Annotated in this window: 18 protein-coding genes; 2 read left to right on the top strand and 16 right to left on the bottom strand. The window is 72.8% G+C overall.

Annotated features, from left to right (window positions below):
- Positions 1 to 318 precede the first annotated feature (318 nt).
- A complete protein-coding gene (locus WMF11_RS47910; RefSeq protein ID WP_437905712.1) occupies positions 319 to 1,359 on the top strand; it encodes a hypothetical protein in 1,041 nt (346 codons plus the stop codon).
- Between the two features lie 119 nt (positions 1,360 to 1,478).
- Here the strand turns inward: WMF11_RS47910 and WMF11_RS47905 are convergent, their stop codons facing one another.
- From WMF11_RS47905 to WMF11_RS47870, 8 genes are all read right to left on the bottom strand, one after another.
- The gene (locus tag WMF11_RS47905; RefSeq protein WP_012241215.1) at positions 1,479 to 1,853 is read right to left on the bottom strand and encodes a response regulator; all 375 of its coding nucleotides are present in this window, start codon (positions 1,851 to 1,853) and stop codon (positions 1,479 to 1,481) included.
- A 272-nt stretch (positions 1,854 to 2,125) separates the two neighbouring features.
- A complete protein-coding gene (locus WMF11_RS47900) occupies positions 2,126 to 2,884 on the bottom strand; it encodes an ABC transporter ATP-binding protein (protein WP_437547483.1) in 759 nt (252 codons plus the stop codon).
- Positions 2,881 to 3,681: an ABC transporter ATP-binding protein gene (locus WMF11_RS47895; protein ID WP_437547482.1), complete on the bottom strand. Its 801-nt coding sequence runs from the start codon at positions 3,679 to 3,681 to the stop codon at positions 2,881 to 2,883. Before WMF11_RS47895 ends, WMF11_RS47900 begins: the two co-directional genes overlap by 4 nt.
- Entirely contained in the window at positions 3,678 to 4,928 is a 1,251-nt protein-coding gene (locus tag WMF11_RS47890) for a branched-chain amino acid ABC transporter permease (protein ID WP_437975535.1), read from the bottom strand. The genes WMF11_RS47895 and WMF11_RS47890 overlap by 4 nt, the downstream gene beginning before the upstream one ends.
- 56 nt (positions 4,929 to 4,984) lie before the next feature.
- Positions 4,985 to 5,713, bottom strand: coding sequence for a ClpXP protease specificity-enhancing factor SspB (locus WMF11_RS47885; RefSeq protein WP_437975534.1), 729 nt, complete (start codon positions 5,711 to 5,713; stop codon positions 4,985 to 4,987).
- A gap of 310 nt (positions 5,714 to 6,023) precedes the next feature.
- Complete coding sequence (locus WMF11_RS47880; RefSeq protein ID WP_437905708.1) at positions 6,024 to 7,397, bottom strand: phenylacetate--CoA ligase family protein; 1,374 nt, start codon at positions 7,395 to 7,397, stop codon at positions 6,024 to 6,026.
- Positions 7,398 to 7,699: 302 nt separating this feature from the next.
- Positions 7,700 to 8,623, bottom strand: a complete 924-nt coding sequence (locus WMF11_RS47875; RefSeq protein ID WP_437975533.1) for a DMT family transporter — start codon at positions 8,621 to 8,623, stop codon at positions 7,700 to 7,702.
- 55 nt (positions 8,624 to 8,678) lie between these two features.
- The gene (locus WMF11_RS47870; RefSeq protein ID WP_437975532.1) at positions 8,679 to 10,388 is read right to left on the bottom strand and encodes an IgGFc-binding protein; all 1,710 of its coding nucleotides are present in this window, start codon (positions 10,386 to 10,388) and stop codon (positions 8,679 to 8,681) included.
- A gap of 387 nt (positions 10,389 to 10,775) precedes the next feature.
- Here WMF11_RS47870 and WMF11_RS47865 point away from each other — a divergent pair, with 387 nt between their 5' ends.
- Complete coding sequence (locus WMF11_RS47865; RefSeq protein WP_437975531.1) at positions 10,776 to 10,910, top strand: hypothetical protein; 135 nt, start codon at positions 10,776 to 10,778, stop codon at positions 10,908 to 10,910.
- Between the two features lie 48 nt (positions 10,911 to 10,958).
- Here WMF11_RS47865 and uvrA read toward each other — a convergent pair whose 3' ends face one another.
- The 8 genes from uvrA to WMF11_RS47825 all read right to left on the bottom strand — a co-directional run bounded on the left by uvrA (position 10,959) and on the right by WMF11_RS47825 (position 23,998).
- Positions 10,959 to 14,003 (bottom strand): excinuclease ABC subunit UvrA, encoded by a 3,045-nt coding sequence (uvrA, locus tag WMF11_RS47860; protein ID WP_437975530.1) that lies wholly within the window; start codon positions 14,001 to 14,003, stop codon positions 10,959 to 10,961.
- Between the two features lie 136 nt (positions 14,004 to 14,139).
- Complete coding sequence (locus tag WMF11_RS47855) at positions 14,140 to 14,910, bottom strand: PP2C family protein-serine/threonine phosphatase (protein ID WP_437975529.1); 771 nt, start codon at positions 14,908 to 14,910, stop codon at positions 14,140 to 14,142.
- A 454-nt stretch (positions 14,911 to 15,364) separates the two neighbouring features.
- Positions 15,365 to 15,811 carry a hypothetical protein gene (locus WMF11_RS47850; protein WP_437547474.1) on the bottom strand — a complete coding sequence of 149 codons (447 nt, stop codon included), beginning with the start codon at positions 15,809 to 15,811 and terminating at the stop codon, positions 15,365 to 15,367.
- A 13-nt stretch (positions 15,812 to 15,824) separates the two neighbouring features.
- Positions 15,825 to 16,709 carry a DUF2894 domain-containing protein gene (locus WMF11_RS47845; RefSeq protein ID WP_437905703.1) on the bottom strand — a complete coding sequence of 295 codons (885 nt, stop codon included), beginning with the start codon at positions 16,707 to 16,709 and terminating at the stop codon, positions 15,825 to 15,827.
- A gap of 71 nt (positions 16,710 to 16,780) precedes the next feature.
- Positions 16,781 to 17,413, bottom strand: a complete 633-nt coding sequence (locus WMF11_RS47840) for an OmpA family protein (RefSeq protein ID WP_437975528.1) — start codon at positions 17,411 to 17,413, stop codon at positions 16,781 to 16,783.
- A 115-nt stretch (positions 17,414 to 17,528) separates the two neighbouring features.
- Positions 17,529 to 20,918, bottom strand: coding sequence for a hypothetical protein (locus WMF11_RS47835; protein WP_437975527.1), 3,390 nt, complete (start codon positions 20,916 to 20,918; stop codon positions 17,529 to 17,531).
- 18 nt (positions 20,919 to 20,936) lie between these two features.
- A complete protein-coding gene (locus WMF11_RS47830; RefSeq protein WP_437905700.1) occupies positions 20,937 to 21,743 on the bottom strand; it encodes a hypothetical protein in 807 nt (268 codons plus the stop codon).
- A 122-nt stretch (positions 21,744 to 21,865) separates the two neighbouring features.
- The gene (locus WMF11_RS47825; RefSeq protein ID WP_437905699.1) at positions 21,866 to 23,998 is read right to left on the bottom strand and encodes a prolyl oligopeptidase family serine peptidase; all 2,133 of its coding nucleotides are present in this window, start codon (positions 23,996 to 23,998) and stop codon (positions 21,866 to 21,868) included.
- Positions 23,999 to 24,211 lie beyond the last annotated feature (213 nt).

The following is a 24,211-nucleotide window of genomic DNA, read 5'->3' as shown; positions in this document are numbered from 1 at the left end:
GACAATCCCGCTTCGCCCGGACGCGCGGCGCTGCCCGCAGGTCCGCCGCACGAACGCACGTGCGCGAGCGGCGCGCCGACTCAGGGAGTCCCGGATACTGGAGCTCCAAGTAAGGTGTTTTTGGTAAACCTCCTCCGAAACCACGTTCAATGAGTAGGGCGCTCACCCGCTGGGCAGATTCACAGTACTGCGCGATTTCGGGGGCCGAGCGGAGGCCAGGGCCGCGCGCCGGGGGCCGGGCGCCGCGTGCCGCGTCGGCAGAGGCCCGGGGTCATCTGCGCCTGGCACCAGCGGGGGCTCGGGGCTATCGGTTCCCCGATGGATCGCGCGCTACTTAATGAACTGAAGGCTCGTCAGATCGCGTTCCTCGAGGCGCGGCTCGTCTCGGAGGCGGCTGCGCGCGACTTCCGGGAGCGGCTGCCTGCCGGCTTCGCGGCGCTGCTCGCGACGCCGCTCGGCGAGCTCGTCGACGCGGGGGCGATCGGGCGCGCGCTCGAGGCGCTGGCGGCCGAAGAGCCGCTCCGGCGGGCGGTCCGGCCCGCGGCCGCCGCGGCGCTCGCGGCGCTCGTCGAGGCGGCGCGCGCCGAGCGGCGGAGCGCGAAGGAGCTCCTGCCGGAGGGCGCCCGCGACAAGCTCGACCGCATCCTCGAGCAGCCGAAGATCGTGCCGGAGCGGCTCGTGCGCGAGGTGCTCGAGAGCGCGGCGCTCGACGCGGTGATGCGCGACGTCCTCTACGACACGCTGATGGAGTTCACCGAGAAGGTGAACCCGTTCTTCGCCGAGTGGGGCCTGCCCGCGCTCCTCAAGCGGGTCGCCCCCTTCGGCCTCGGCGGGGTCGGCAAGACGATGGGCGCGATGCGGGGCGAGTTCGAGCGGCGGCTCGAGCCCGAGATCCGCCGGTTCTTGCAGGGCTTCTCGCGCACGGCGATGCGCCAGGTGCACGACATCCTCGTCGCCAAGGGCGACACGCCCGAGTTCGTCGGCCTGCGCAAGCAGGTCGCCACGTGGGTGCTGGAGCAGGAGATCTGCGCGCTCGTCGGTCAGCTCGACGCGAAGAGCTCGGCGATCGCCGAGGAGCTCGGCGCCGACATCGCCGCGCAGCTGCTCCGGGACCGGCCCGTCCGGGCGCGGACCAGCGAGGCGATCGCGGCGTTCGTCGCGGCGCACGCGCGGGAGCCGCTCGGCGAGGCGCTGGGGCGGCTCGGGATCGCGCCCGAGCTCGACGTCGGCGCGCTCGCGGACGCGCTCTGGCCCGTCGTGAGGAGCATGTGCGCGACCGGACCGGTGCGCGCCTGGCTCGCGTCCGTGGTGGAGGAGTTCTTCGACGGGTTGCCGGACGGGCTCGAGCCGTCCGCCTGAGGCGAGCCGATGCGAGAGGCGCCTGCCCCGGGGGGGACCCGGCCCGCGGTGAGCGCGGGCCTGGTCCCACCTGGGGCAGGCCCGCGGCGAGCGCGGGCCTCGGCCGAGGCCGGCCGCGCTCAGCCCATGGCCGAGGCGTCGGCCACCGCAGACTCGATGTACGCGAGGCCGCGCGACGGGCACGCGGGCACCGTGGGCGCGAACGCCTCCATGTCCAGGATGAGCTCGGGGCCGACCGCGGGCGTGAGCACCACGACGGGCACGCGCGGCGACATGCGGCGGAGCTCCTCCATCTCGCTGTGGAGCTCCGCCTCCTCCCGGGGCACGAGCACCATCACATGAGGACGCCAGCGGGCAAGCACGTCACGCGCATGGCCGAGCCCGCAGCACGTCTCCACCGTGTAGTCCCGGGATGAGAGGAAGTGGACGAGCGGCTGGGAGTTGCTGGCGTCGTCGTCGATCACCAGGACGCGGGTCGTGCTCTCAATCTCCATGGGTATCCCCCGTCAGCAGCCGGCTCTGGCCGCCGCTGTGAAAACCAGGTCTTCATGGCCTGGCTCACAGTGACCATACTCCATATTCGGCAAAGAGCGATATCAATCGCACCTCAGCGCATCACGCGATGCGTTGATACGCGCTTGAAACACCAGCGCTCTCTGCCTGTTTCTTTTCTGATCCGCTGTGTTCCGCCGTGTTCCGCGAGGGCCCGTCTGCGACCCGCTCGGGGAATCGCGCAGCGCCGGCGCGCAGCGGCGCGGGAGCGGGATCAGCCGCCGAGGTAGGCCGCGCGGATCTCTTCGTTCGCCGCGAGGTCCTTCGACTCGCCGCTCATGGCGATCTGCCCAGTACGGAGCACGTAGGCGCGCGTCGAGTACTTGAGCGCCAGTCGGGTATTCTGCTCGACGAGGAGTACGGTTGTTCCCGACGCCGCGATCTTGGCGATCGACTCGAAGATGTCCGCGACGAGCCGCGGCGCGATGCCGAGCGAGGGCTCGTCGAGGAGCAGCATGGCGGGGCGCGCCATCATGGCGCGGCCGATCGCGAGCATCTGCTGCTCGCCGCCGGAGAGCGTGCCGCCGTGCTGGTGCATGCGCTCGCCCAGCCGGGGGAAGAGCTTCACCACGTCGTCGACGGTCTCCGCCATGGTGGGGCCGTGCTTGTGGCACCACGCGCCGAGCTCGAGGTTCTCGCGGACGCTGAGGTTCGAGAAGATCGCGCGCCCCTCCGGGACGAGCGAGATGCCGGCCGCGACGAGCTCCTCCGTCGAGACGGACGCGAGGTCCTTGCCGTCGTAGCGGATGCGGCCGGAGGCGATCGGGAGGAGGCGGACGATCGTCTTCAGCGTGGTCGTCTTGCCGGCGCCGTTCGCGCCGATCATCGCCACGATCTCGCCGCGCCGCACCTCGAGGCTGACGCCCTTGAGCGCCTTGATGCCGCCGTAGCTGACGGCGAGATCGTCGACGACGAGCAGGGGGTCGCCGGGGGCCACCGAGGGGGGCTGCCGCGTCGGATGCGATGTCTTCATGCGGGCTCCTCCGCCGCCGCGCCGGCCGCCTCGTCGTCGATCTCCTCGCCCAGGTACGCGGCGAGGACCTTCGGGTCCCTGCGCACGACCTCCGGGGTGCCGTGCGAGATGGTCTCGCCGTGATCGAGGACGTGGATCTCCTCGCACACCCCCATCACGACCTGCATGTTGTGCTCGACCAGCACGACCGTGATGTCGAAGGTGTCGCGCAGCCAGCGGATCTGCTGCTTGAGCCCCTCGGCCTCGCCGTAGTTCATGCCCGCCGCCGGCTCGTCGAGCAGGAGCAGCCTCGGCTTGAGCATCATCGCCCGGGCGATCTCGAGGCGGCGCTGGTTGCCGTACGAGAGCGACGTCGAGATCTCGTCGGCCATGTCCTCCAGCTTGAACACCGAGAGCAGCGAGAGGGCGCGCTCGGTCATCTCCTGCTCGTCCTTGTAGAAGAACGGCGAGCGCAAGAGGGCGGCGGCGAGCGTGGATCTCCGCAGGTTCTCGCAGGCGACGAGCACGTTCTCGAGCACCGTGAGCTGGCCGAAGAGGCGGATGTTCTGGAACGTGCGGGCGATGCCGAGGCGCGCGATCTGGCTCGGCCGGAGCGGCGCGAGGTCGGTCCCGCCGAAGCGGATCGCGCCCTCGTCGTGCTTGTAGACGCCGGTGATCAGGTTGAACACCGTCGTCTTGCCCGCGCCGTTCGGGCCGATGAGCCCGAAGATCGAGCGCTCGGGCACGGAGAAGGAGACGTCGCCGACCGCCCGCAGGCCGCCGAACCGCTTGGTCACGTGCTTCAGATCGAGGTTCACTCGAGGTCCCTCCCGGCCGCCTTGCCCTCGCGACCCACGGTGATGCCGGGCGGCGGCTCATCGGGCGGCGCGCCTGGGCCGGGCAGCGCGCCCTCGTGCCCGGCGCCCGCCTCCACGCCGGTCGTGGCGGGGACGGGCTCGGCCGGGCCCACCGGGAAGCGCCTCCTGCGCGACCAGCGCCGGCCGAAGAGCTCGCGCTCGCCGAACAGCCCCTCGGGGCGGAGGACCATCAGCCCGATGAGGATGGCCGCGTAGATCACCATCCTGAGGGCGTTCAGATCGAGCGCGGGGTAGGCCGCCTTCAGCGCGAGGACGCTGTCGAGGCCCTGCAGCTGCTCGATGAGCTTCACCGTGAAGGTCACGAACACGCCGCCGAGGATCGCCCCGGAGACGCTGCCCGAGCCGCCGAGGATCACCATCGTGATGGCGTCGAACGAGTAGTTGAACGTGAACTGGTCCGGCTGGACGGTGGGGTTGCCGTCGCGCATCGACGAGAGCAGGGCGCCGGCGATGCCGCCGCCGGCGGCGGAGATGACGAACGACGTGACCTTGTAGCGCGTCGGATCGACGCCCACCGCGGCGGAGGCGATCTCGTCCTCGCGGAGCGCGCGCAGCGCGCGGCCCCAGCCGGAGAACTTCAGCCGCCAGGCGAGGATCGTCGCGAGCACGACGGCGCCGAAGATCCAGAACGGGCCGGCGTACTGCGGCACGCCGGTGTCGTCGGGGCCGGCGTAGCCGATCGGGCCGCCGAGCGCCCCGAGGAGCTTGCCGATCGCCCCCTGGTCGGGGCCGCCGGTCGTCGCCGTCGCGATCGTCAGGCGGAAGATCTCGGCGAACCCGAGGGTCACGATGGCGAGGTAGTCGCCGCGCAGCCGGAGGCTCGGCAGGCCGACCACGAGGCCGAAGAGCGCCGCGACGAGCCCGGACGCGAGCAGCGCCGCGGGCATCACGACGAACGAGTTGCCGAAGAGCGGGTCGCCGCCGCCGAGGTGCTGGTGCAGGTTGCCGGCCACGACCGCCCCGGTGTACGCGCCGATCCCGACGAAGCCTGCGTGGCCGATCGAGAACTGGCCGGCCATGCCGTTGATGACGTTGAGCGAGAGCGCCGCGATGACGTTGACCATCGCGAACAGGGCGAGCTGACGCCAGGCAGCGTCCGGCAAGAGGGTCTCGAAGCCGAACTCGAGGGCGACGACGACGCCGAGGAGCAGGAGCGCAGTCAGGACGCGCTGCAACGGTCGAGGCATGGCCGGCCAGAGTTGGAATGGCCGCGCGGCACCGTCAAGCAGTAGCGTCAGTGGCGTTACTTGATGACCCGCAAATAGGGGGGCAGTTCCCGCTTCGGCTTGCCCGCCCCTTGGCGAGGCTTGGGCTCGGGCTCACCGGAGCCACCCGATTCGTCGTCTTCGCGCTCCTCGGTGGATCGCACCGGCGCGAGGGCCGGCGCCGGCACCGGCGCGAGCGCCCTCACGGGCGCGCCGGCGTCCCGCGCCGGGGCCTCGCCCGCGCCGAGGCGCTCGCCGGCCTCCACGGGCTCGAGCTGCGGGCGCGCCCTGTCGCGCGCCCGCGCCTCGTCCGCCGCCTCGTCGCTCCGCTCGTCGTCGCCGCTGGGGGGCGCGACGGCGGCGAGCCGGGGGCGCGGCCGCTTGGCGGGCTTCTGCGGCGGGGCGACGGCGGGGCGCTGCTGCTTCTGCGCGGCGAGATCGGCCGGGATGTCCTCGGGCCACACCATGCCGCGCTGGTCCTCGCTCACGAGCGCCCAGATCGCGTGCCAAGGCAAGCGGCACCAGAACGGCGCGCGGTTGAACGACAGGGTGCAGCTGATCCCGTCGTCGTCCACCTTGAGGTCGGGGATGGCGATCGCCATGTTCATGCCGACCTGGAGGATCAGCTGCGGCTGCCCCGTGAACCACTTGGGGACGGAGACACCGGGCCGGCGCGGATCGAGGTGGATGAACACGCTCGGCTCTCGCTCGAGGAGGGCCAGCGCGACGTCCTTTTTCGGCGGGAGCGGTCTCTGCACGTCGGACATCGTACTGCTCTGCCCAATACCCCGGACCGCGCGGCTCCGCCAGCGCTTCGGGGAGGCCACGCGCCGAGCAGCGTGCCGGGTGAGCAGGCCGCCGCACCCCAGCCACCAGGCGACTCCAGCAGATCTGTAGAAAGCGCGCTGTGACCGTGAGCGCGGCGCGCGGTGCGGCCGGCGCCGGCGCCGCTCGAGCCTCCCGGCGGCCGCGCGCCGCCGGGAGGCGCCGCCGGGGTCGGGCGCGACAGGCCCACGCGCCGCCGGGGGGCGTGGCCGGGGTCGGGCGCGACAGGCCCGCGCGCGACCCCGGCGACGCTCACGCTGCGCGCCCCCGGCCCAGCTGGACGGGGACCTCGGAGAGGGTGACCCGGTGCTTGCCGCCGCTCGTGAGGGGGATGTCGTCGACGATCTGGACGCAGACCTCCGCGCGCTCGCCCAGGTGCTGCCGGACGAGGCGCTCGATGAGCCGCGCGGTCTCGGGCTGGAAGCCCTTGCCCGGCACGAGCTTGACCGTGAGCGCGCGCCGCCGGTCCTGGTGGACCTGGTAGCGGGCGATCGTCGGCTGGTCCTTGATGAGGTGCGGGAAGAACTCCCCGGCGAGCAGCTCGCCATCGGGGCCGACGAGCAGGTCGAGGACGCGGCCCTCGACGGAGGCGAGCATCGGCAGCCCGCGGCCGCACGCGCACGGCGCGCCGGCGGCGATCGCGACGTCCTGGTTCTTGTAGCGGATGAGCGGCATCGAGCGGCAGACGAGGTCGGTCACGACGACCTCGCCGGGCTCGCCGGGGAGGGCGTGGCGCCCGTCGTGGAGCAGCTCGACGAACACGTTCTCCATGTTGATGTGCTTGCCGGCGTGCCGTCCGCACTCGGCGGCGATCAGCATGAGCTCCCGGCAGCCGTACCGATCGAACACCGGCGCGCCGAACGCGCGCTCGATGGCCTCGCGCTGGTGCGCGAACAGCCGCTCGGCGCTGGTGACGATGCCGCGCGGCGCGGGGAGCGCGCGGCCGTCCGAGAGCGCGTAGCGCGCCGCGTGGTACAGGGCGCTCGCGTACCCGACGATGAGCTGCGGCCGGTACCGCGCGATCTCGTCGAGCAACGCGGCGAGGCGCCGGTCGGACAGGTCGAAGGCGGAGATCATCTTCTTGCGGAGGATGGCCTCGTGAAGGGAGCGCTTGGCCTTCTTCGCGAGCGTCTCGCTGACCAGCACGGTGCTCCACAGGTGGAGCTCCCGGTCGCCGAGCCGGGCGCCCGCCCACCCGTCGGACCGCATGGCGGCCGCGATGCGGCGCTCGTAGGTGCGGTGATCGAAGCGGAACTGCACCGGCTCCCCCGTCGACCCGCCCGTGCCGCTCGCATAGAGCCGGCCGACGAAGCCCTCGGCGAGGAGGTCCTGCCCGTGGGCGCGGAGGTCGGCCCTCGTGAGGACGGGGAACCGCAGGAGGTCCTCCGGCGCCTTCACCGAGGCGGCGCGCACGCCGTGCTCGGCGAAGCGCGCCCGGTAGAACGGGACGTGCTGCTCGGCGAACTGGAGCGCGGCGAGCATCCGCCGGAAGCTGAGATCGCGAATCTCATTCTCCGATCGCCACTGGGAGCGCTCTATCCGCTCCAGGTCTTTCAGGGTCTCCCTGCCCATCAAACGGGTCTCGTAGAACGGGAACAGGATGTTTCGAAACAGCCCACCGTACATGGGCGAAGCGTTCTTTCGAATCATCGACCGTCAAGCGCGCGCGGGCGGCTCTCCCGCCAGATCCCTGTGTTCGTGGCGCGGAGTCCGACCGGAGCGGCGCGCGCGGGCAAACTCCTGAGGCATCCCCTTGGATTCGTCGGAGATTCACAGGGAGGCGAGGAGACGGGGAGGAGATCTTCAAATACGCCCTGTCTCCTCGCCTCCCTGTTCAAACTCTGTCCCAGCAGAGCTGGTGAGCGCTCGGCGCGATCGCTGCACGGACATACGCTGTCACGGCTGCACGCCGCGCCGGAGGGGGCCCGTCAGCCTGCGCTCGTGGCCGCGGACGAGCTCGACCCGAGGATCGCGACGGTGGCGCCGAGGAGGATGATCGCGGCGCCCGCGATCTCGAGCGCGGTCGGGGTGGCGTGGAGCCACAGGGCGCCGATGACGATCCCGCCGAGCGTCTCGCCGGGGGACACGAGCGCGACGATGGACGGGGACATGCTGCGCGCCGCGATCTGGACCGCGGTGTGGCCGACGACGGTGGGGACGAGCGCGAGCGCGACGATGGCGACGGCGGCGTGGGCCGGCGGCGGGGCGACGCCCTCGAGCGCGCCGGGCGCGAACGGGAGCGCCACGGCGAGGAAGACGGCGGCGCTGCCGTAGACGAGGGCGGCGTAGCTGCGCGCCGGCAGCGCGTCCCGGAGCCCGCGCGCGAAGGACACGTAGAGGCCGTAGAGGAGGGTGGCGCCGACGACCAGGAGGTCGCCCGAGAGCCGGTGATCGCCGGCGCCGGCCGAGCGCCCGACGACGAGCGCGCCGACGGTGGCGAGGAGCACCCCCGCCTGCTCGGAGCGCGTGGGGCGGACGCCGAAGAACGCCCACGCGCAGAGCACGACGGCGAGCGGCTCGAGCGAGACGAGCGAGAGCGCCGCGGCGAGGGACGTGCGGTCGAGCCCCCAGAGGAAGAGCGCGAAGTGGACGGCGAGCAGGAGGCCGGCGCAGAGGACGGCGGCGCCCTGGCGCGGCGAGAGGCGGGCAGCCGAGCGGGCGATCGCGCGCAGGTCGAGCAGGGAGAGCGCGAGCGCCGCGAGGGCGACCCGGCCAAAGGCGATGGCGAGCGGGTGGACCGGGCGCGCGTAGCGGGCGAGCGGGCCGCTCGCGGCGAACGCGAGGCTGGCCAGGACGACGAAGAGCGCGGCGCGGCGGGCGCGACGTGCCGAGGAGCGCGGCTCGTCCGTCATGCGAGGGTGCTAGTTCAGGAGACCGGGAAAGACAACCAGCGCGGCGCGCGCGGGGTCAGCGGGGCGGGGGCGGCGGGGGCGCGATGACGACGAGATTGAGCCCGCCTGGGTACTGGTAGCTCGTGTAGGCGCCGTAGCCGAGCACCTGGATGCCGACGGGCGCCGAGGCGGTCAGCACGTGCGCGCCGCCGTTGCCGGGGCCGAGCCGGACACGCGCGACACCGAAGCCGGAGCCGCTGCCGATCGGGGTCGGGGCGACGCCGACGGCGGCGGCGTCGAGCGTGATCGTGGCGTCGAGCGGCTGGATGATGTCGACGTAGCTCTCATCGTAGTCGCTCGGCGCGAGGAAGACGTACTTGGAGCGGTACTGCTCGACCGCGGTGGGGTGGCTCTGCGACGGATCGCCCTTCTGGCGAGGCTCGGTGTCCGCGTCGACGATCTCGGCGCCCAGCATGAACGTGCTGACCGCGAACTCGTGATCTCCCACGACCTCGAAATCCCGCCTCACCACGTCGAGGTCGACGACCTGGCCAGCGTCGATGGTGGTCGGCGCGCCGTCTGGCTTGCCGGACGGGTACGTCAGCGCCGTGCCATCGACGTTGCCGTAGAGGCGCACGATGTGGCCGATGACGCGGCCGCCCGGCGACGTCGGGACCGTCACGAAGTACCGCTTGCCCAGCGTCTCGGCGGGGAACACGGACTCTTCGATGTGGTCGCAGGCCTGGTGGCCGACCGGCGCCTGCACGCACGGGATGCCCGTCAGCACCTGGACAGGGCGGGTCGCGGTGACGAGGCTGCCGCTGAGGTCGCTCCTCGGGTGCCCGAGGACCTCGACGACATCCCCCTCGTCGAGCTGGACGGTGAAGCTGCCGCCGCCGCTCGTCCGGGGGATGCCGTCGCCCGCGACCACCGAGCCTCCCTGGGCGACGTTCACGGTGACGCTGGTGCCGTCCTGGATCGCGCTGATGACGATGTAGCCGCCGAAGTCCGCCTGCGCCCAGCCGCGCTGGCCCGTGACGCGGTAGTTGCCCGTCATCGCGGTGCTCGGCAGGAGCAGCGACGCGTCGTTGGTGAAGGAGAAGCAGCCGAAGGGCTCCCCGTCGTTGGCCGCGCACGCCTCGTTGCCAGGGCAGGACGACCAGTCCTTCCCGGACGGGCCGCCCTCTCCCTTGTACTCGAGCGCGTTGAATTGATAGACCGTGACCGGCCTTGTCGAGACGAGGTGGTAAGCGCCGCCGTCGACGCGGACGGAGCTCGTGATCGAGTCTCCTCCGGTGCAATGGGTGGCGTCGGGCCCCTTCAGCTCACGCACCCAGGGGAGGTAGATCTTGCTCAGGCTGTTGGGCTTGACCTCGGCGCGCGCCACCGGGGCGCCGGCGCGCGTCACCTCGACCTCGGCGATCTCGTCGCCGGCGTTCGCGACGACGACCGCGTAGTCGAAGATCGACCAGACGATGTTCGCGGTGACCGTGGGCCAGAAGTCACAGCCGATATAGGACTTGCTCGCGGCGGCCTCCGCGCACGTCTTCGGGTCACCGACCAGCTCGGGGCCGACGTCGCCGCCCCCGGTGCCGGCGCCGATGTCGTCGCCGAAACCGCCGGAGCTCATCGACCCGACGGCGTCACCGCCCGAGCCGCCGCCGCTGGAGGTGGTCCCAGGCCGAGGGTCGCCCGCCGACGAGCCGCTGGCGGAGCACGCCGCCGCGGAGGCGGCGCCCACCCAGAGTCCTACGCCGAGAAATAGAGCATGCTTCGAGATCTGCATGGGCCCTCCCGTCAACGGATCTCGAGCGCAGGGGCCTGTACGACAGCCCCGCTGGCGCGAGATATCATGGTGCTTTTTTGCTGAAGGTGCTGGTCGGGTGCTCGCGCACTCCTGGACACGTTGGTGTCCATCGATCCCGGCTACGCGCTTTTGCAGCGCGGTGCAAGCCGATCGAATACATACGTCATGGGCGACACCAATGAATATCGCGCTTCTCTGAAATGGATGGTCAGCGCGCGACGCAAATCACAAACGTGTCTGTCTCAGGCGCGTCGGGAGGAGCCGTCGCAGACGTTCTCTGCCCCACTCTGCCCCAGATGATCCATCCCCGCGCGGCCAGCGGCCGCACAGGAGAAGAGGGCATCGGCGTCAACCGAGCTCGTTCCGGTGCACCCAGCGCACGAGCTCGCCCCATCGGTCACCAACGTGAACGTTTACGTAGTCGTGGTCGTGAACGTGAACGTGAACGTGAACGTGAGCGTGGTCGTTCACGGCCTAACGTTGACGACCACGACCACGTAAACGTTCACGACCACGTTCGGATGTGGGCGAACGCGGCGCCAGGCTTGGTTAACGCCTAGGGGGGAGAAGGGGCTTAAGGAACTGCCCTGTGTACGACCCCTTCACCTTCGCGACGTGCTCCGGCGTCCCCTCGGCGATGACCCGTCCGCCGCCTGCGCCGCCCTCGGGCCCGAGATCGATCACCCAGTCCGCGCACTTGATGACATCGAGGCTGTGCTCGATCACCACCACCGTGTTCCCCGCGTCGACAAGCCGGTGGAGCACTCCGAGCAGCTTGCGGATGTCCTCGAAATGCAGGCCCGTCGTGGGCTCGTCGAGGACGTAGAGCGTTCTCCCCGTCTGGCTCTTTCCGAGCTCCCGGCTCAGCTTCACGCGCTGCGCCTCGCCGCCGCTCATCGTCGGCGCGCTCTGGCCGATCTTCATGTACCCGAGTCCGACCTCGACCAGCGTCTCGAGGACGCGGCGCAGCGCGACGTGGTGCTCGAAGAGACGCAGGCAATCCTCGATGCTGGTGTCGAGGATGTCCGCGATGCTCTTGCCCTTGAACCGCACCGCGAGCGTCTGCGCGCTGTACCGCTTGCCGGCGCACACCTCGCACGGGACATAGACGTCGGCGAGGAAGTGCATCTCCACCTTCACCATGCCGTCGCCGCTGCACGCCTCGCAGCGCCCGCCCTTCACGTTGAAGCTGAACCGCCCCGGGCCGTAGCCGCGCGCGCGCGACTCCGGCAGCTCGGCGAAGATCTCGCGGATCTGGTCGAACGCCTTCGTGTACGTCCCCGGGTTCGAGCGCGGCGTGCGGCCGATCGGCTTCTGGTCGATCGCGATGACCTTGTCGAGCGCCTCGAGCCCCTGGATCGCGCGGTGCGCGCCGACCGGCTCGGTGCTGCGGTGGAGCGCCCGGCCCAGCGCCGGCAAGAGGATGCCGTTCACCAGCGAGCTCTTGCCGGCGCCGCTCACCCCGGTCACCGCGAGCAGCACGCCGAGCGGGAAGCGGACGTCGATGCTCCTCAGGTTGTGCTCGGCCGCGCCCAGGATCTCCAGCCACCCGCGCGGCGCGCGCCGCGCCTCGGGCACCTCGATGCGCGCGCGCCCCGCCAGGTACGCGCCGGTCACGCTCTCGGGGTCACGCGCGATCTCCTCGGGCGTCCCCGCGGCCATCACCCGGCCGCCGAGGTGCCCGGCCCCGGGGCCGAAATCCACGACGTAGTCGGCGGCCCGGATCGTCTCCTCGTCGTGCTCCACCACGAGCACCGTGTTGCCCAGATCCCTGAGGCGCCGCAGCGTCTCGATGAGGCGCTGGTTGTCCCGCTGGTGCAGGCCGATGCTCGGCTCGTCAAGCACGTACATCACCCCGGAGAGCTCGCTGCCGAGCTGGCTCGCCAGCCGGATGCGCTGCGCCTCGCCGCCGCTCAGCGTCGGCCCCGACCGGTCGAGCGTCAGGTAGTCGAGCCCCACGTTCAGGAGAAAGCTGAGCCGGCTCGTGATCTCGCGCCGCACCCCCTCCGTGATCTTCTGCCGGTTGCCCGGCAGCTCGAGCCGGGCGAAATGCTCGTAGGCGTCCCTCACCGTCATCGCGGTGACGTCGGCGATCCCCTTGGCCGCGACGCGCACGGCGAGCGACTCGGGGCGCATCCGCCGGGAGCCGCAGGCGTCGCACGGACGCTCGCTCATGAACTTGCGGTAAGCGTCCCGCGCCGACTCGGACGACGACTGCTGGAACCGGCGCATCAGGCTGGGGATCACGCCCTCGAACTTCATGCCCCAGGTGCCGTGCGTCTCGGTCCCTTCCTTCCCCCACGTCACCGCGATGCGCTTGCCGGAGAGGCCATGGAGCACCATCTCCTGCTTCTTCGCCCCGAGCTTGCGCCAGGGCACGTCGAGGTCGACGGAGCACGCCTTGGCCACGGCGTCGATGATGCGGAACGTCCAGCCCTCCCCGCGCGCCATGGCCGACGCCCAGGGGGCGATGGCGCCCTCCCGGATCGACAGCGCAGGATCCGGGATCACGAGGGCCGGATCGATCTCGAGGCGGGTGCCGAGGCCGTTGCAGGCGCCGCACATGCCGAGCGGGCTGTTGAACGAGAAGCTCTGCGGCGAGAGCTCGGGGAAGCTCTGGCCGCAGCAGGAGCGCGCGGCGCTGAACAGCAGCGGGGCGTCGGGACGACGCCGCTTCCCGGACGCCCCCTCGTCGGCCTGGAGCTCGACCCGGAGCTCGCCTCGACCCTCCTGGAGCGCGAGCTCGACCCCCTCCGTGATGCGCTGGCGCTCGTCCGCCCGCACGACAAGCCGGTCCACCACGAGCGCGATGGTGTGCTTGAGCTTCTTGTCGAGCTTCGGCAGCTCGTCGAGCCGGTGCTGCGCCCCGTCGATCTCGACCCGCACGAAGCCGCGGCCCCGGAGCTCCTCGAACAGGTCCTTGAACTCCCCCTTCCGGTGCGTCACGAGCGGCGCGAACAGCACGAACCTCGTCCCCTCCGGCATCCCGAGCAGCTCGTCGACGATCTGCTCCGAGCTCTGCGCCTTCACCGGCTTGCTGCAGAGGTGGCAATGCTGCTCGCCGGCGCGCGCATAGAGCACGCGCAGGTAATCGTAGACCTCCGTGATCGTACCGACCGTGGAGCGCGGGTTGCTCGACGCGCTCTTCTGCTCGATGGCAATGGTCGGCGACAGGCCGCGCAGGTGCTCGACCTGCGGGCGCTCGAGCTGACCCAGGAACTGGCGCGCGTAAGAGCTCAGCGTCTCGACGTAACGCCGCTGCCCCTCCGCGTAGAGCGTGTCGAACGCCAGGCTCGACTTGCCCGAGCCGCTCACCCCCGTGAACACCACGAGCTTCCGCTTCGGCACCTCCAGCCGATCGATGCGGAGGTTGTGCTCCCGCGATCCGAGCACCTCGATGAAATCCGGCTCGCGCGCCGCGTCGAGGAGCTTGAGCGCCGGCCGGTGGTGCTCCGCAGGATCGAGCTCCGTCGCCGCCGGGCCGGCGCGCCGCGCGCCCGGTGAGCCGCCCTTCCCCGGCTTGCTCGGCGCCGCGCTCCGGGACGGGGATTCGATGGAGTGCGGGTGTGTGGATCCGTTCGTTCGCGCGCCCATTGGATTCGCCACCGCCATTAACACGGTGGCGCGCTCTCTGGCACCTCCCGGCGCGCGTTGTTCCGTGGAAAAACTGGCGGGCTGAGCGCAATGCTCTCGCCCTCACGCCGCAGGAGCGGCAGCGCGGGCGCGCGGATCAGCGCCTGGTCGGGCCGCCGGGCGAAGCGCGCCAGCGCACGACAACGCAGGTGACGTTATCGGGGCCACCGTTCTCGTTGGCACGCTTGACGAGCCGGGACGCGATCTCGGCCGGATCGGCCTGGGTCGCCAGGATACTTGCGATATCTTGCGCGGAGACCACGCCGGACAGGCCGTCTGAGCAGAGCAGGAGGACATCCCCTCCCTCGATGGCGTCGATCCGCGTCTCGACGTCGACCGCCTCGTCGGTGCCGAGGGCGCGGGTGATCACGTGCTGGAGCGGGAACGAGCTGGCCTGCTCGGGGAGGAGGTGGCCGAGCCGGATGCACTCGTTGACGAGCGAGTGATCGCGCGTGAGCTGCTCGAGGCGATGATCGCGGAGGCGGTATACGCGGCTATCGCCCACGTGCGCGACGGCGATGAAGCCGTCGCGCGCCAGCACGGCCGCGATCGTGGTGCCCATGCCGCGCTTCTCCCGGTCGCGGCGCGCGGCGGAGAAGATGCGGCCGTTCGCGAGCTGGATGCCCGCGACGAGCAGGGGGAGCCCCTGATCGACGTAGCGCGCCTCCGAGCCCCGCGTCGTGGGCGGCCCCACGCCGACGGCGACAGGCCAGGTGGAGTCCGGATCGTCGAAGAAATCACGCACCGTATCGATCGCCATGCGCGAGGCGACCTCCCCGGCGGCGCGCCCGCCCATGCCGTCGGCCAGGAGGAACAGCCCCCGGGGCTCGAGGATCGCGAAGCTGTCCTCGTTCGTGTCTCGGACCATGCCAGGATGGCTGATCCCGGCGGCTTCAAAAACGAGGTGACGCTGCACGGCGCTGCCCTCCAGCGTGCTCGCAGGCACGCTCTGCCGGACTGCCGGACGACGGGCGCGCGTCTTCCGTCATCGCGTCATCCACACCCTTCCGGCGCCTTCCTCGGACCGATCGCGCGACACGGGGTGCTTCGTCTGCTCATCTTGCCGCCCGCTCCGACTGCTCCCAGCGAGCCTACGCGCCAAGGATCGGTCGCGTCCACCAGATCAGGCCTCGGGGCGCGCCCGCCGACGGCCGTCCGCGCAGAGCTCGGCACGGTGCGCGATTGCGCCTCACGTTGCGCGCCCGTCGCCGTTCCGTTTCCAACGTCTCGATTTGCCGCGGCTTCGGGGCGGCCTCCCGTCGGGACAGCGAGCCGACCGGGCCGCCGGGCCGAGCGGGGGACGCCGGCGCGCGGCGGCCTCGTCACGGGACCGCGAACCGGTCGGCGCCGCCGCCGGAGCACGCGCTCAGCGCGAAGCCGAACCGCCCGTCGTCGGTGCCCTCCTGCATGATGCGCTCGAGGTTGCGGCACTCGTGGCGGAAGACGCCGCGGAGCGCGTAGCGATCCTTGCTGTTCACGACGACCACGACGCCCGTGAGCGTGACCTCGAGGCGGTAGGTGACGGGATCGCCTTCGATGGTGTACCGCGTGGTCGTGAACTCGGACGGGTCGTGGTTCCTGTACGCCTGCCAGATGCACTCGCGCGCCGCGCCGTTGTAGCCGTCGCCGCGCTTGACCACCTCGGTGCCGCACTGCTTGAGCGGCGGCGTGAGCGGCCCGCTCTGCACCTTGTCGGGCGAGGACGAGCAGGAGCTGGCGAGCAGGAAGAGCGCGAGGGAAGCGAGCGATCGGCCTGGCGAGCAAAGCATGGGGACTACTTACCTAACGCGATCCGCGAAAAAGGGATTCTTTTTTTCGGACGGACCGGGCCGGCCGTCGGCGAGGGGCGGCGTCGCTCGTGTTCCGAGGGGCGGCTTTTTTCCGCGCTGGCTTCTCGGGCTGCGGCTCGAGCGCGGCGGCCAGGGCGCCGAGGTCCTGGAGGCCGGCCACGAGCGCGCGCAGGTAGTGCTCCGAGAGCCGCTCGGCGGCGCAGAGCGCCCGGGAGGCCAGCACCTGGGCGTTGTAGGGGCCGGCGTCCTCCGGCACGTTGTCGGCCGCGCGCGCGACGGCGAGCGTGGCGCGCGCGCTCACCAGCGACTCGTGGAACAGCGCGGTGGACAGCGCGCTGCTGAGGGCCTGGGCCTGCCGCTTCACCCGGCGCTCGACGACGTCGCCGTCGCACGGGAGCTCGGCGAGATCGCGCGCGAGCGGCCCGGGGAGGCGCACGTCGCGCGCGGCCACCTCGCCGCGAAGGCGCGCGAGCGAGGGGACGGCGGTCGTCTTGCGCTCGGCGGCGAGCGCGCGCAGGCGGCGGCGCGCTGTCCTCACGACGGCGGGGAAATCGCCGAGCGCGAGCGCCGCGGCCAGGGCGCCGTCGTGAGGGAGGCCGGCGTCGGCGAGGGCGCGGAGGTGGGCCTCGGCGTCGGCGCGGGCGCGCTGGAAGGCGGCGTCGAGCGCCGCGAGCCGCGCGGAGGCGCGGGCGGCGAGGCGCGCGCGGGCGCCGCCGTCGAGGGCGCGAGCGCGCTCGAGGAGCGCCTCGACGAGGCGGTAGCCCGCGGGGTCGAAGCGGTGGGCGCCGGCCGCCCGCAGGGCGGCGAGGCGCGCGTCAGCCGGGGGCGACCCAGGTTGGGGGGACGGGGACGACCCAGGTTGGGGGGACGCGGCCAACCCGGGTTGGGAGGGCGCGGCCAACCCCGGTTGGGAAGGCATTGTCGGAGAAAAATCCGACGTGGATGTCATCAGGGCGCGCCTCGACGCGGGATCGGCGAGATCTCCACCCGGCGGTTCTTCGCCCGGTTCTCGCTCGTGTCGTTGGGCGCCACCGGGTGCCGCTCTCCGAAGCCCGCCGCGAACAGCGACGTGTCGGGGACCCCCGCCGCGGCGAGCGCCCGCGTCACCGTGAGCGCTCGCTGCGCCGAGAGCTCCCAGTTGTCGGCATAACCGCGGGACGAGCTCGTGAGCGGGCGGTCGTCCGTGAAACCGCTCACCATGATGAGCTCGTCATGATGCTCGAGGTACGCCTTGAGCGGGTCGGCCAGCGCGCGGAGCAGCCCGATGCCCGCAGGCTGAAGCTCGGCCGAGTTGAGCTCGAACAGGATGCTGCCGCGGATCCCGATGCGCCCCTCCGTCAGGGTGATCCTTCCCTCGGCCAGCGGCCCGGCCAGGGCGCGCTCGAGCGCCTCCAGACGCGCGCGCTCCGTCGCGCGGGTCGCGCGCTCGGCGGCGAGATCGCGGGCCAGATCGACCTGAAACGAGATCGCCCAGACGAAAAAGAGCACGAAGAGGCCGAAGAGACAGGCCATGAGGTCGCCGAAGACCGGCCAGACCGCCGCCTGCTCGGGGACATCGTCCTCGGCCGGCGTCAGGGACATCGCCTCGCTCTCGCGGCTGACGTCAGCAAACGCGGTGAGATCTCGCCACGATCCGCCGAGCGCACGGCCTCGAGGGGCGAGAGACCAGGGCTCGACACACGCGAGGCGCGGCGCATCAGCTCGTCTTGCTCCTCAGCGCCCGCAGCTCGGAGAAGAGCTCGCGCTGGAACTGCAGCGAGTGATCGAAGACCTCACGGGTCTGGTCGAGGTAAGCGCCGAGGAGGTCCGTCGCCTCGCCGTGCTCCCGGCGCTCGATCGCGTCCTCGATCGCCCCCAGGCTGTTCAGCCAGCGATCGCTCGCGTCGCGGTAACGGTCAACCGCAACGGTGAACATTTCCGCCACAGACGTCATCTCGGCGCCGCCGGCCCGCACGAGCTCCGAGGCCTCCCGCACCACCGCTGCGGTTGCCTCGAGGCTCTCGCCGAGGCCGCGGGCGTGGGCGCTGAGCCGCTCGGCGAGCCCGTCGGCTGCCTCCCGTCGCGCTCCGTCGAGCCGCTCCTCGAACGCCAGCAGCCGCGCCGCCTGCTCCGCCAGCTGCACCCGCGCCGCTTCGCCCAGCGCCGCAACGCGCGCCTCGGCGCGTGCCTCACGCTCCGCGCCGCTGCGCTCCGCCGCCTCCGCAAGCGCGGCCACGCGCTCCGCCTGCTCCCGCGCGCTCCCGGCCATCCCCGCCGTCGCCTCCGACAGCTTCTCCAGCAGCGCGTCCAGCCGCGCGTCCCGCGCTGCGTCCGCCTCCGCGCGCGCCGACAGCCGCTCCGACGCCTCCCCGATCAGCCGCGACGCCGCCTCCGGCGCCGCCTGCGCGGCTCGCGCCGCCTCCGACAGCGCGCCCGACAGCGCCTCGCCCAGCGCCGTCAGGTGCGCCGCTCGCTCCGCGTCCAGCTCCGCCTGCCGCTTCGCCGCTTCCGCAGCGCGCGCCGCGTGCGCTCGCTCCAGCCGCTCGATCGCCTCCCCCACCACCGACGACAGCCGCTCCGCCTGGCCCTCCAGCCTCGACGCCGACGCCGTCTCGAGCTCGCGCCGGCGCGCGGTAGCCTCCTGGTCGAGCCGAGCGAGCCGCTTCGCAGCGCCCTCTTCCATCCGCTCCAGCCGCGACGCCACGCCCCCTTCCAGCTGCTCCAGCCGCGACGCCACGCCCCCTTCCAGCTGCGCAAGGCTCTCGCCGAGGCCGCGGGCGTGGGCGCTGAGCCGCTCGGCGAGCCCGTCGGCCGCCTCCCGTCGCGCTCCGTCGAGCCGCTCCTCGAACGCCAGCAGCCGCGCCGCCTGCTCCGCCAGCTGCGCCCGCGCCGCCTCGCCCAGCGCCGCCATGCGCGCCTCCTCGCGCGCCTCGCGCTCCGCGCCGCTGCGCTCCGCCGCCTCCGCAAGCGCGGCCACGCGCTCTGCCTGCTCCCGCGCGCTCCCGGCCATCCCCGCCGTCGCCTCCGACAGCTTCTCCAGCAGCGCGTCCAGCCTCACGTCCCGCGCTGCGTCCGCCTCCGCACGCGCCGACAGCCGCTCCGACGCCTCCCCGATCAGCCGCGACGCCGCCTCCGGCGCCGCCTGCGCCGCTCGCGCCGCCTCCGACAGCGCGCCCGACAGCGCCTCGCCCAGCGCCGTCAGGTGCGCCGCACGCTCCGCGTCCAGCTCCGCCTGCCGCTCCGCCGCTTCCGCAGCGCGCGCCGCGTGCGCTCGCTCCAGCCGCTCGATCGCCTCCCCCACCACCGACGACAGCCGCTCCGCCTGGCCCTCCAGCCTCGACGCCGACGCCGTCTCGAGCTCGTGCCGGCGCGCGGTAGCCTCCTGGTCGAGCCGCTCGAGCCGCTTCGCAGCGCCCTCTTCCATCCGCTCGAGCCGCGACGCCACGCCCCCTTCCATCTGTGCAAGCCGCGACGCCACGCCCTCTTCCATCCGCTCCAGCCGCGACGCCACGCCCCCTTCCAGCTGCGCCAGGCTCTCGCCGAGGCCGCGGGCGTGGGCGCTGAGCCGCTCGGCGAGCCCGTCGGCCGCCTCCCGTCGCGCTCCGTCGAGCCGCTCCTCGAACGCCAGCAACCGCGCCGCCTGCTCCGCCAGCTGCGCCCGCGCCGCCTCGCCCAGCGCGGCCACGCGCGCCTCGGCGCGTGCCTCGCGCTCCGCGCCGCTGCGCTCCGCCGCCTCCGCCAGCGCGGCCACCCGCTCCGCCTGCTCCCGCGCGCTCCCGGCCATCCCCGCCGTCGCCTCCGACAGCTTCTCCAGCAGCGCGTCCAGCCTCACGTCCCGCGCTGCGTCCGCCTCCGCGCGCGCCAACAGCCGCTCCGACGCCTCCCCGATCAGCCGCGCCGCCGCCTCCGGCGCCGCCTGCGCCGCCCGCGCCGCCTCCGACAGCGCGCCCGACAGCGTCTCGCCCAGCGCCGTCAGGTGCGCCGCACGCTCCGCGTCCAGCTCCGCCTGCCGCTTCGCCGCTTCCGCAGCGCGCGCCGCGTGCGCTCGCTCCAGCCGCTCGATCGCCTCCCCCACCACCGACGACAGCCGCTCCGCCTGGCCCTCCAGCCTCGACGCCGACGCGACGTCCGCCTCGCGCCGCGCGCGCGCCTCCTCGTCGAGGCGCCGCTCGACCGCCTGCAGCGCGCCGCCCGCGACCGCGCCAGCGCGCTCCACCGCCTCCGCCAGGATCGGCCTGACCACGCTCGCCGCGACGTCGGCGGTCTGCCGGAGGCCCGCGGCGATGTCCCCGCGGACCTCGGCCGCGGCCGCGGCGAACGAGGCGGCGGCCTGGCGCGCGCCCTCCACCTGGACCGCGAGCAGCCGCTCCTCGAGGCGCTCGAGCCGGCCCGTGGCCTCGCGGAGCGACGCCGCCGCGGCGGGGAGCGCCTCGCCCTGCCGCGCGAGCGCCTCCAGCGCCGCGAGCTGCCGCCCCGCCACCGTGAGCGCCGCGAGCGGGCCCGACGCGTAGGCCTGGAGCGCCGCCGCGGTCCGCGCCTCGGCCCGGCGCAGGAGCACGCCGGCGAGCCCGAGCATCCCCGACGCCGCGACGCCCGCCGCCGACGTGCCGAACGCGCGCGAGAGGCCCTGCATGGGCGCGGCCAGGCTCTCCCGCAGCGCGTCGACGTCGGCGCTCAGCGTCAGCGCCTCGCGGGCCCCCCGCAGCGTCTCGAACAGGCCGAGGAACGTGCCGAGCAGCCCGATCATCACGAGCAGGCCGACGAGGTACGACGCGAACGTCGTGCTCGCCGGGGGCAGCGCCGCGCCCGCGATCCGCGCCTCGAGCATCGATCGGAGCGGGGCGCCGCTCTGCTCGATCGCCGCCCGCGTCGCCGGCCGCGGCAGCGCGCCGAGCTCGCGCTCGATCCGGGCGGCCCGCCCCGCGCGCACGAACAGCTCGAGCGTGCCGAGCGCGAGCCCCAGCGCGATGAGCTGCACGAGGCGGTACGCGAGCGGATCCGCCCCGCGGTAGACGAGCGCCGCCCGCCCCACCAGGGCGAGGCCGACCCCGCCGGTGAGGAGCACCAGGATCCGCGTCGTCCACTGCCGCGCCGTCGCGAGCCGCATCGTGAAGCCCCCCGCGAGCTACGCGGGCGCGCCCGCCGCCGCCGCCCCGTCCACCAGCGAGAGCAGCCGGCCCGCCTCGTGCGCGAGCACCGCCTGGACCACGAGCTCCATGCGCTGGAGCTCCCGCAGGAGCCACTGCTCCTGCCCGAACCAGCCCGCGACGTCCTCGAGCCCGGCCCCCTCCGGCAGCGCGCCCACGGCCGCGCGGAAGGCCCGCGCGAAGGCGCGCGAGAGCCCGGGGACGAGCTCGGCGAGCGCACGCTCGCGCCGCTTCTGGGTCGCGGCGGAGATCGCGGCGTCGAGCCGCTCGAGCCGCGCCGCCTCCGGGCCGAGCGCCCGCAGCGAAGGCGCGAGCTCCTCGCGCAGCGCGCGCGTATCGAGGCGGATGCGGCCGAGGAGGCGGCCCATGAGCTCTCCGAACGGCTCCCAGATCTGCCCCACCGCGGACGCGAGCGGGCGCCCCCCGCGGTCGCGGGCGGCGCGCGCAGGCAGCAGCCCGGTCTGCTCCAGGGTCGCGTGCACCGCCGCCGCGTCGGGGAGCCTGTTCCGCCGGTGGAACGGGGCGGCGAACACCTGGTCGAGCGCCTCCGCGAGCTCGCCGAGGCGATCGGCGGCGAGCGCCCGGACCTCGGCGCGGGCGCCCCCGGACGCCGGCGGCGGCGCGGCGTGGCGGTCGAGGAGCGAGAGCTCGCGCGCGAGCGAGACGCTCCCGTGCAGGTCCATGAGCCCGGCCAGGACCGCCGCAGGATCGGCGAGGTCCGCGAGCGGCGCGCGCGGGCCCTCCGCGAGCGCCGCGACGGCGGCCGCGAGGGGGCGCGAGATCAAAGGCCCGCGGCGGGGAGCCCCGGCTACGGGGTGAAGCGTTCGCACAGCGGCGCGTTGTTAGCCGTCGCGGCGCGGAGCCGCAAGCCTGTCCGTCGCCCCGCCCGCGGCGCGCGTCCCGCGCCTCACTGCTTGATGGACGGCGCCTGCGCGCTCGTGGCCCACAGCGCGAACGAGATCTGGTCGGCGCCCTTCGCGACCGCCGACTTGATGAGATCCGCGCCGCCGTGCCCGGCGTTCCGCTCGATGCGGAGCAGGACGGGACCGCCCGCGCTCGCGGACTGCAGCGCGGCGGCGAACTTGCGCGCGTGCATGGGGTCGACCCGATCGTCGCTGTCGGCCGAGAGCAGGAGGACCGGCGGATACCGCTTCCCCGACTGGACGCGGTGATAGGGGGAGTAGGCGTAGAGCGCCTTGAACTGCTCCGGATCGTCGGCGGAGCCATACTCGCTGATCCACGTCTTGCCGGAGCCGAACAGGTGGTATCGCACCATGTCGAGCAGGGGGACGCCGCAGAGGACGGCCCCGAACAGGTCGGGCCGCTGCGTGAGCGCGGCGCCGACGAGCAGGCCGCCGTTCGAGCCGCCCAGGATGGCGAGCCGCTCGGGCCGCGTGTACCCCTCGCCGACCAGGTGCTCCGCGGCGGCGATGAAGTCGTCGAAGACGTTCTGCTTCTTGAGCAGCATCCCGTCCCGGTGCCACGCCTCCCCGTACTCGCCGCCGCCGCGCAGGTTCGCCACCGCGTACACGCCGCCCCGCTCGAGCCAGGGGTACATCGAGGAGGTGAACGCGGGGGTCTGCGACATCTGGAACCCGCCGTAGCCGTAGAGCAGCGCGCGGGAGCTCCCGTCCTTCTTCATGTCCTTGCGGCGGACGATGAACATCGAGATCTTCGTGCCGTCCTTGGAGGGGAAGAAGGCCTGCTCGACGCTGAAGGGCGACGGATCGATGGGCACCTCGATGCGCGCGTAGAGCTCGGTCCGACCCGTCTTGATCGAGGTCGCGTGGATCTCGTGAGGCGAGGTGTAGGACTCGAACGAGAAATACGCCTCGTCCTCGTCGGGCAGCCCGGAAGGGCCGCCGACGGTGCCGATGCCCGGCAGCGGGACCTCGCGGACCAGCTTGCCGTCGAGCGCGCGCACCTCGACCCGGCTCGAAGCGTCCTTGAGATAGCTCAGCGCGAGGTGACCACCCACGATGGAGACGCTGTCCAGCGTGGCGTCCGGGCGCTCCGGGACGATCTCCTTCCATGCGGCGCGATCCGGCCTGTCCGGATCGACCTCGAAGACGCGGTAATGCGGCGCGCCCTCGTCGGTGTGGACGTAGAACCGGTCCTTGTAGACCTCGACGGTGTAGTGGGCGTCGCGCCCGACCGCGAGCGGCTTGTCCGCGGCGGGGCCGCCCGGCCTGCGGAGATCGCGAAAGTAGACGTCGGCCGAGGTCCACCCGTGAGAGACGGTGAGCACCAGGAAGCGGCCATCCTTGGAGAGGGACGCGTTAAGGAACGTCCTTGGATCGCCCGTCCTGCCGCGCACCACGCGATCCTGCTTCGGATCCTGGCCGAGCCGGTGGAAGCGCACCTCGGCGTAACCCGGCCGCTCGGCGACCGGGATGGACGGGTCCGTGGGGAGCCAGACGTAGTAGAAGCCGTCGCCGGAGGGCGTCCACGACGCAACCGCGTACTTGGCCCCTTCGATGACGTCCACCTCGGAGCGCTTGCCGGACGCGACATCCATCACATAGAGGGTCGCTTCATCCGAGTTGTTCTGCTGGATCTTGTAGGCGACGTTCTTGCCGTCCCACGACACCTCCCATCCGCCCAGCGAGACGCTGCCGTCCTCGGACCAGGTATTCGGGTCGAACAGCACGCGCTCCTCGCCGCTCTTTCCCTCCTTCCAGTAGACGACCGACTTCTCCTTCGTCGCGTGCCGCCGGCTCAGGAAGTACCGGCCCCGGCGGTGGCGCGGGGCGGAGACCGCATCGATGTAGAAGAGCTGCTTCAGCCTTGACGCGATCGCGTCCCGCTCGGGGAGCCGGGCGAGCTCGGCGCGCGTGAACGCGTCCTGAGCCTTCATCCACTCCTTCACCTCGGGCGCGCTGCCGTCCTCGAGCCAGCGGTACGGGTCGGTGATCTCGACCCCATGCACGGCGTTCGTCACCGGGGCGACGCGGGTGGGCGGGTACGCGGGGCGGCTCGGGTTTTCAGGGGCGGGCGCGGCGATGGCCGCGGTGGGGAGCAGAGAGGAGCTTGCGGTCATGGTCGGCCCCGATGGGTGTGCCTCGCCACCTCCGCAGGCGCCAGCGAGAAACGCCGAGAGGAGCAGGCAGGGAGAGTACTTCATGGTGCGACAAGCATACCGTGCCCCAGCCGACAGGGGCACGCGGGTTCGCGCGGCTCGCGCCGGGGCGCGAGCGCCGTGCGCGGCGGGTGCGAGGCGGGTCGCTGAGGAGGGCGGTGTTCCCGCGCCGGC

Origin of the sequence: Sorangium sp. So ce295, assembly GCF_051527405.1 — a bacterium.
Taxonomy (GTDB): domain Bacteria; phylum Myxococcota_A; class Polyangia; order Polyangiales; family Polyangiaceae; genus Sorangium; species Sorangium cellulosum_B.
This window is presented reverse-complemented; position numbering and strand designations above follow the sequence as displayed.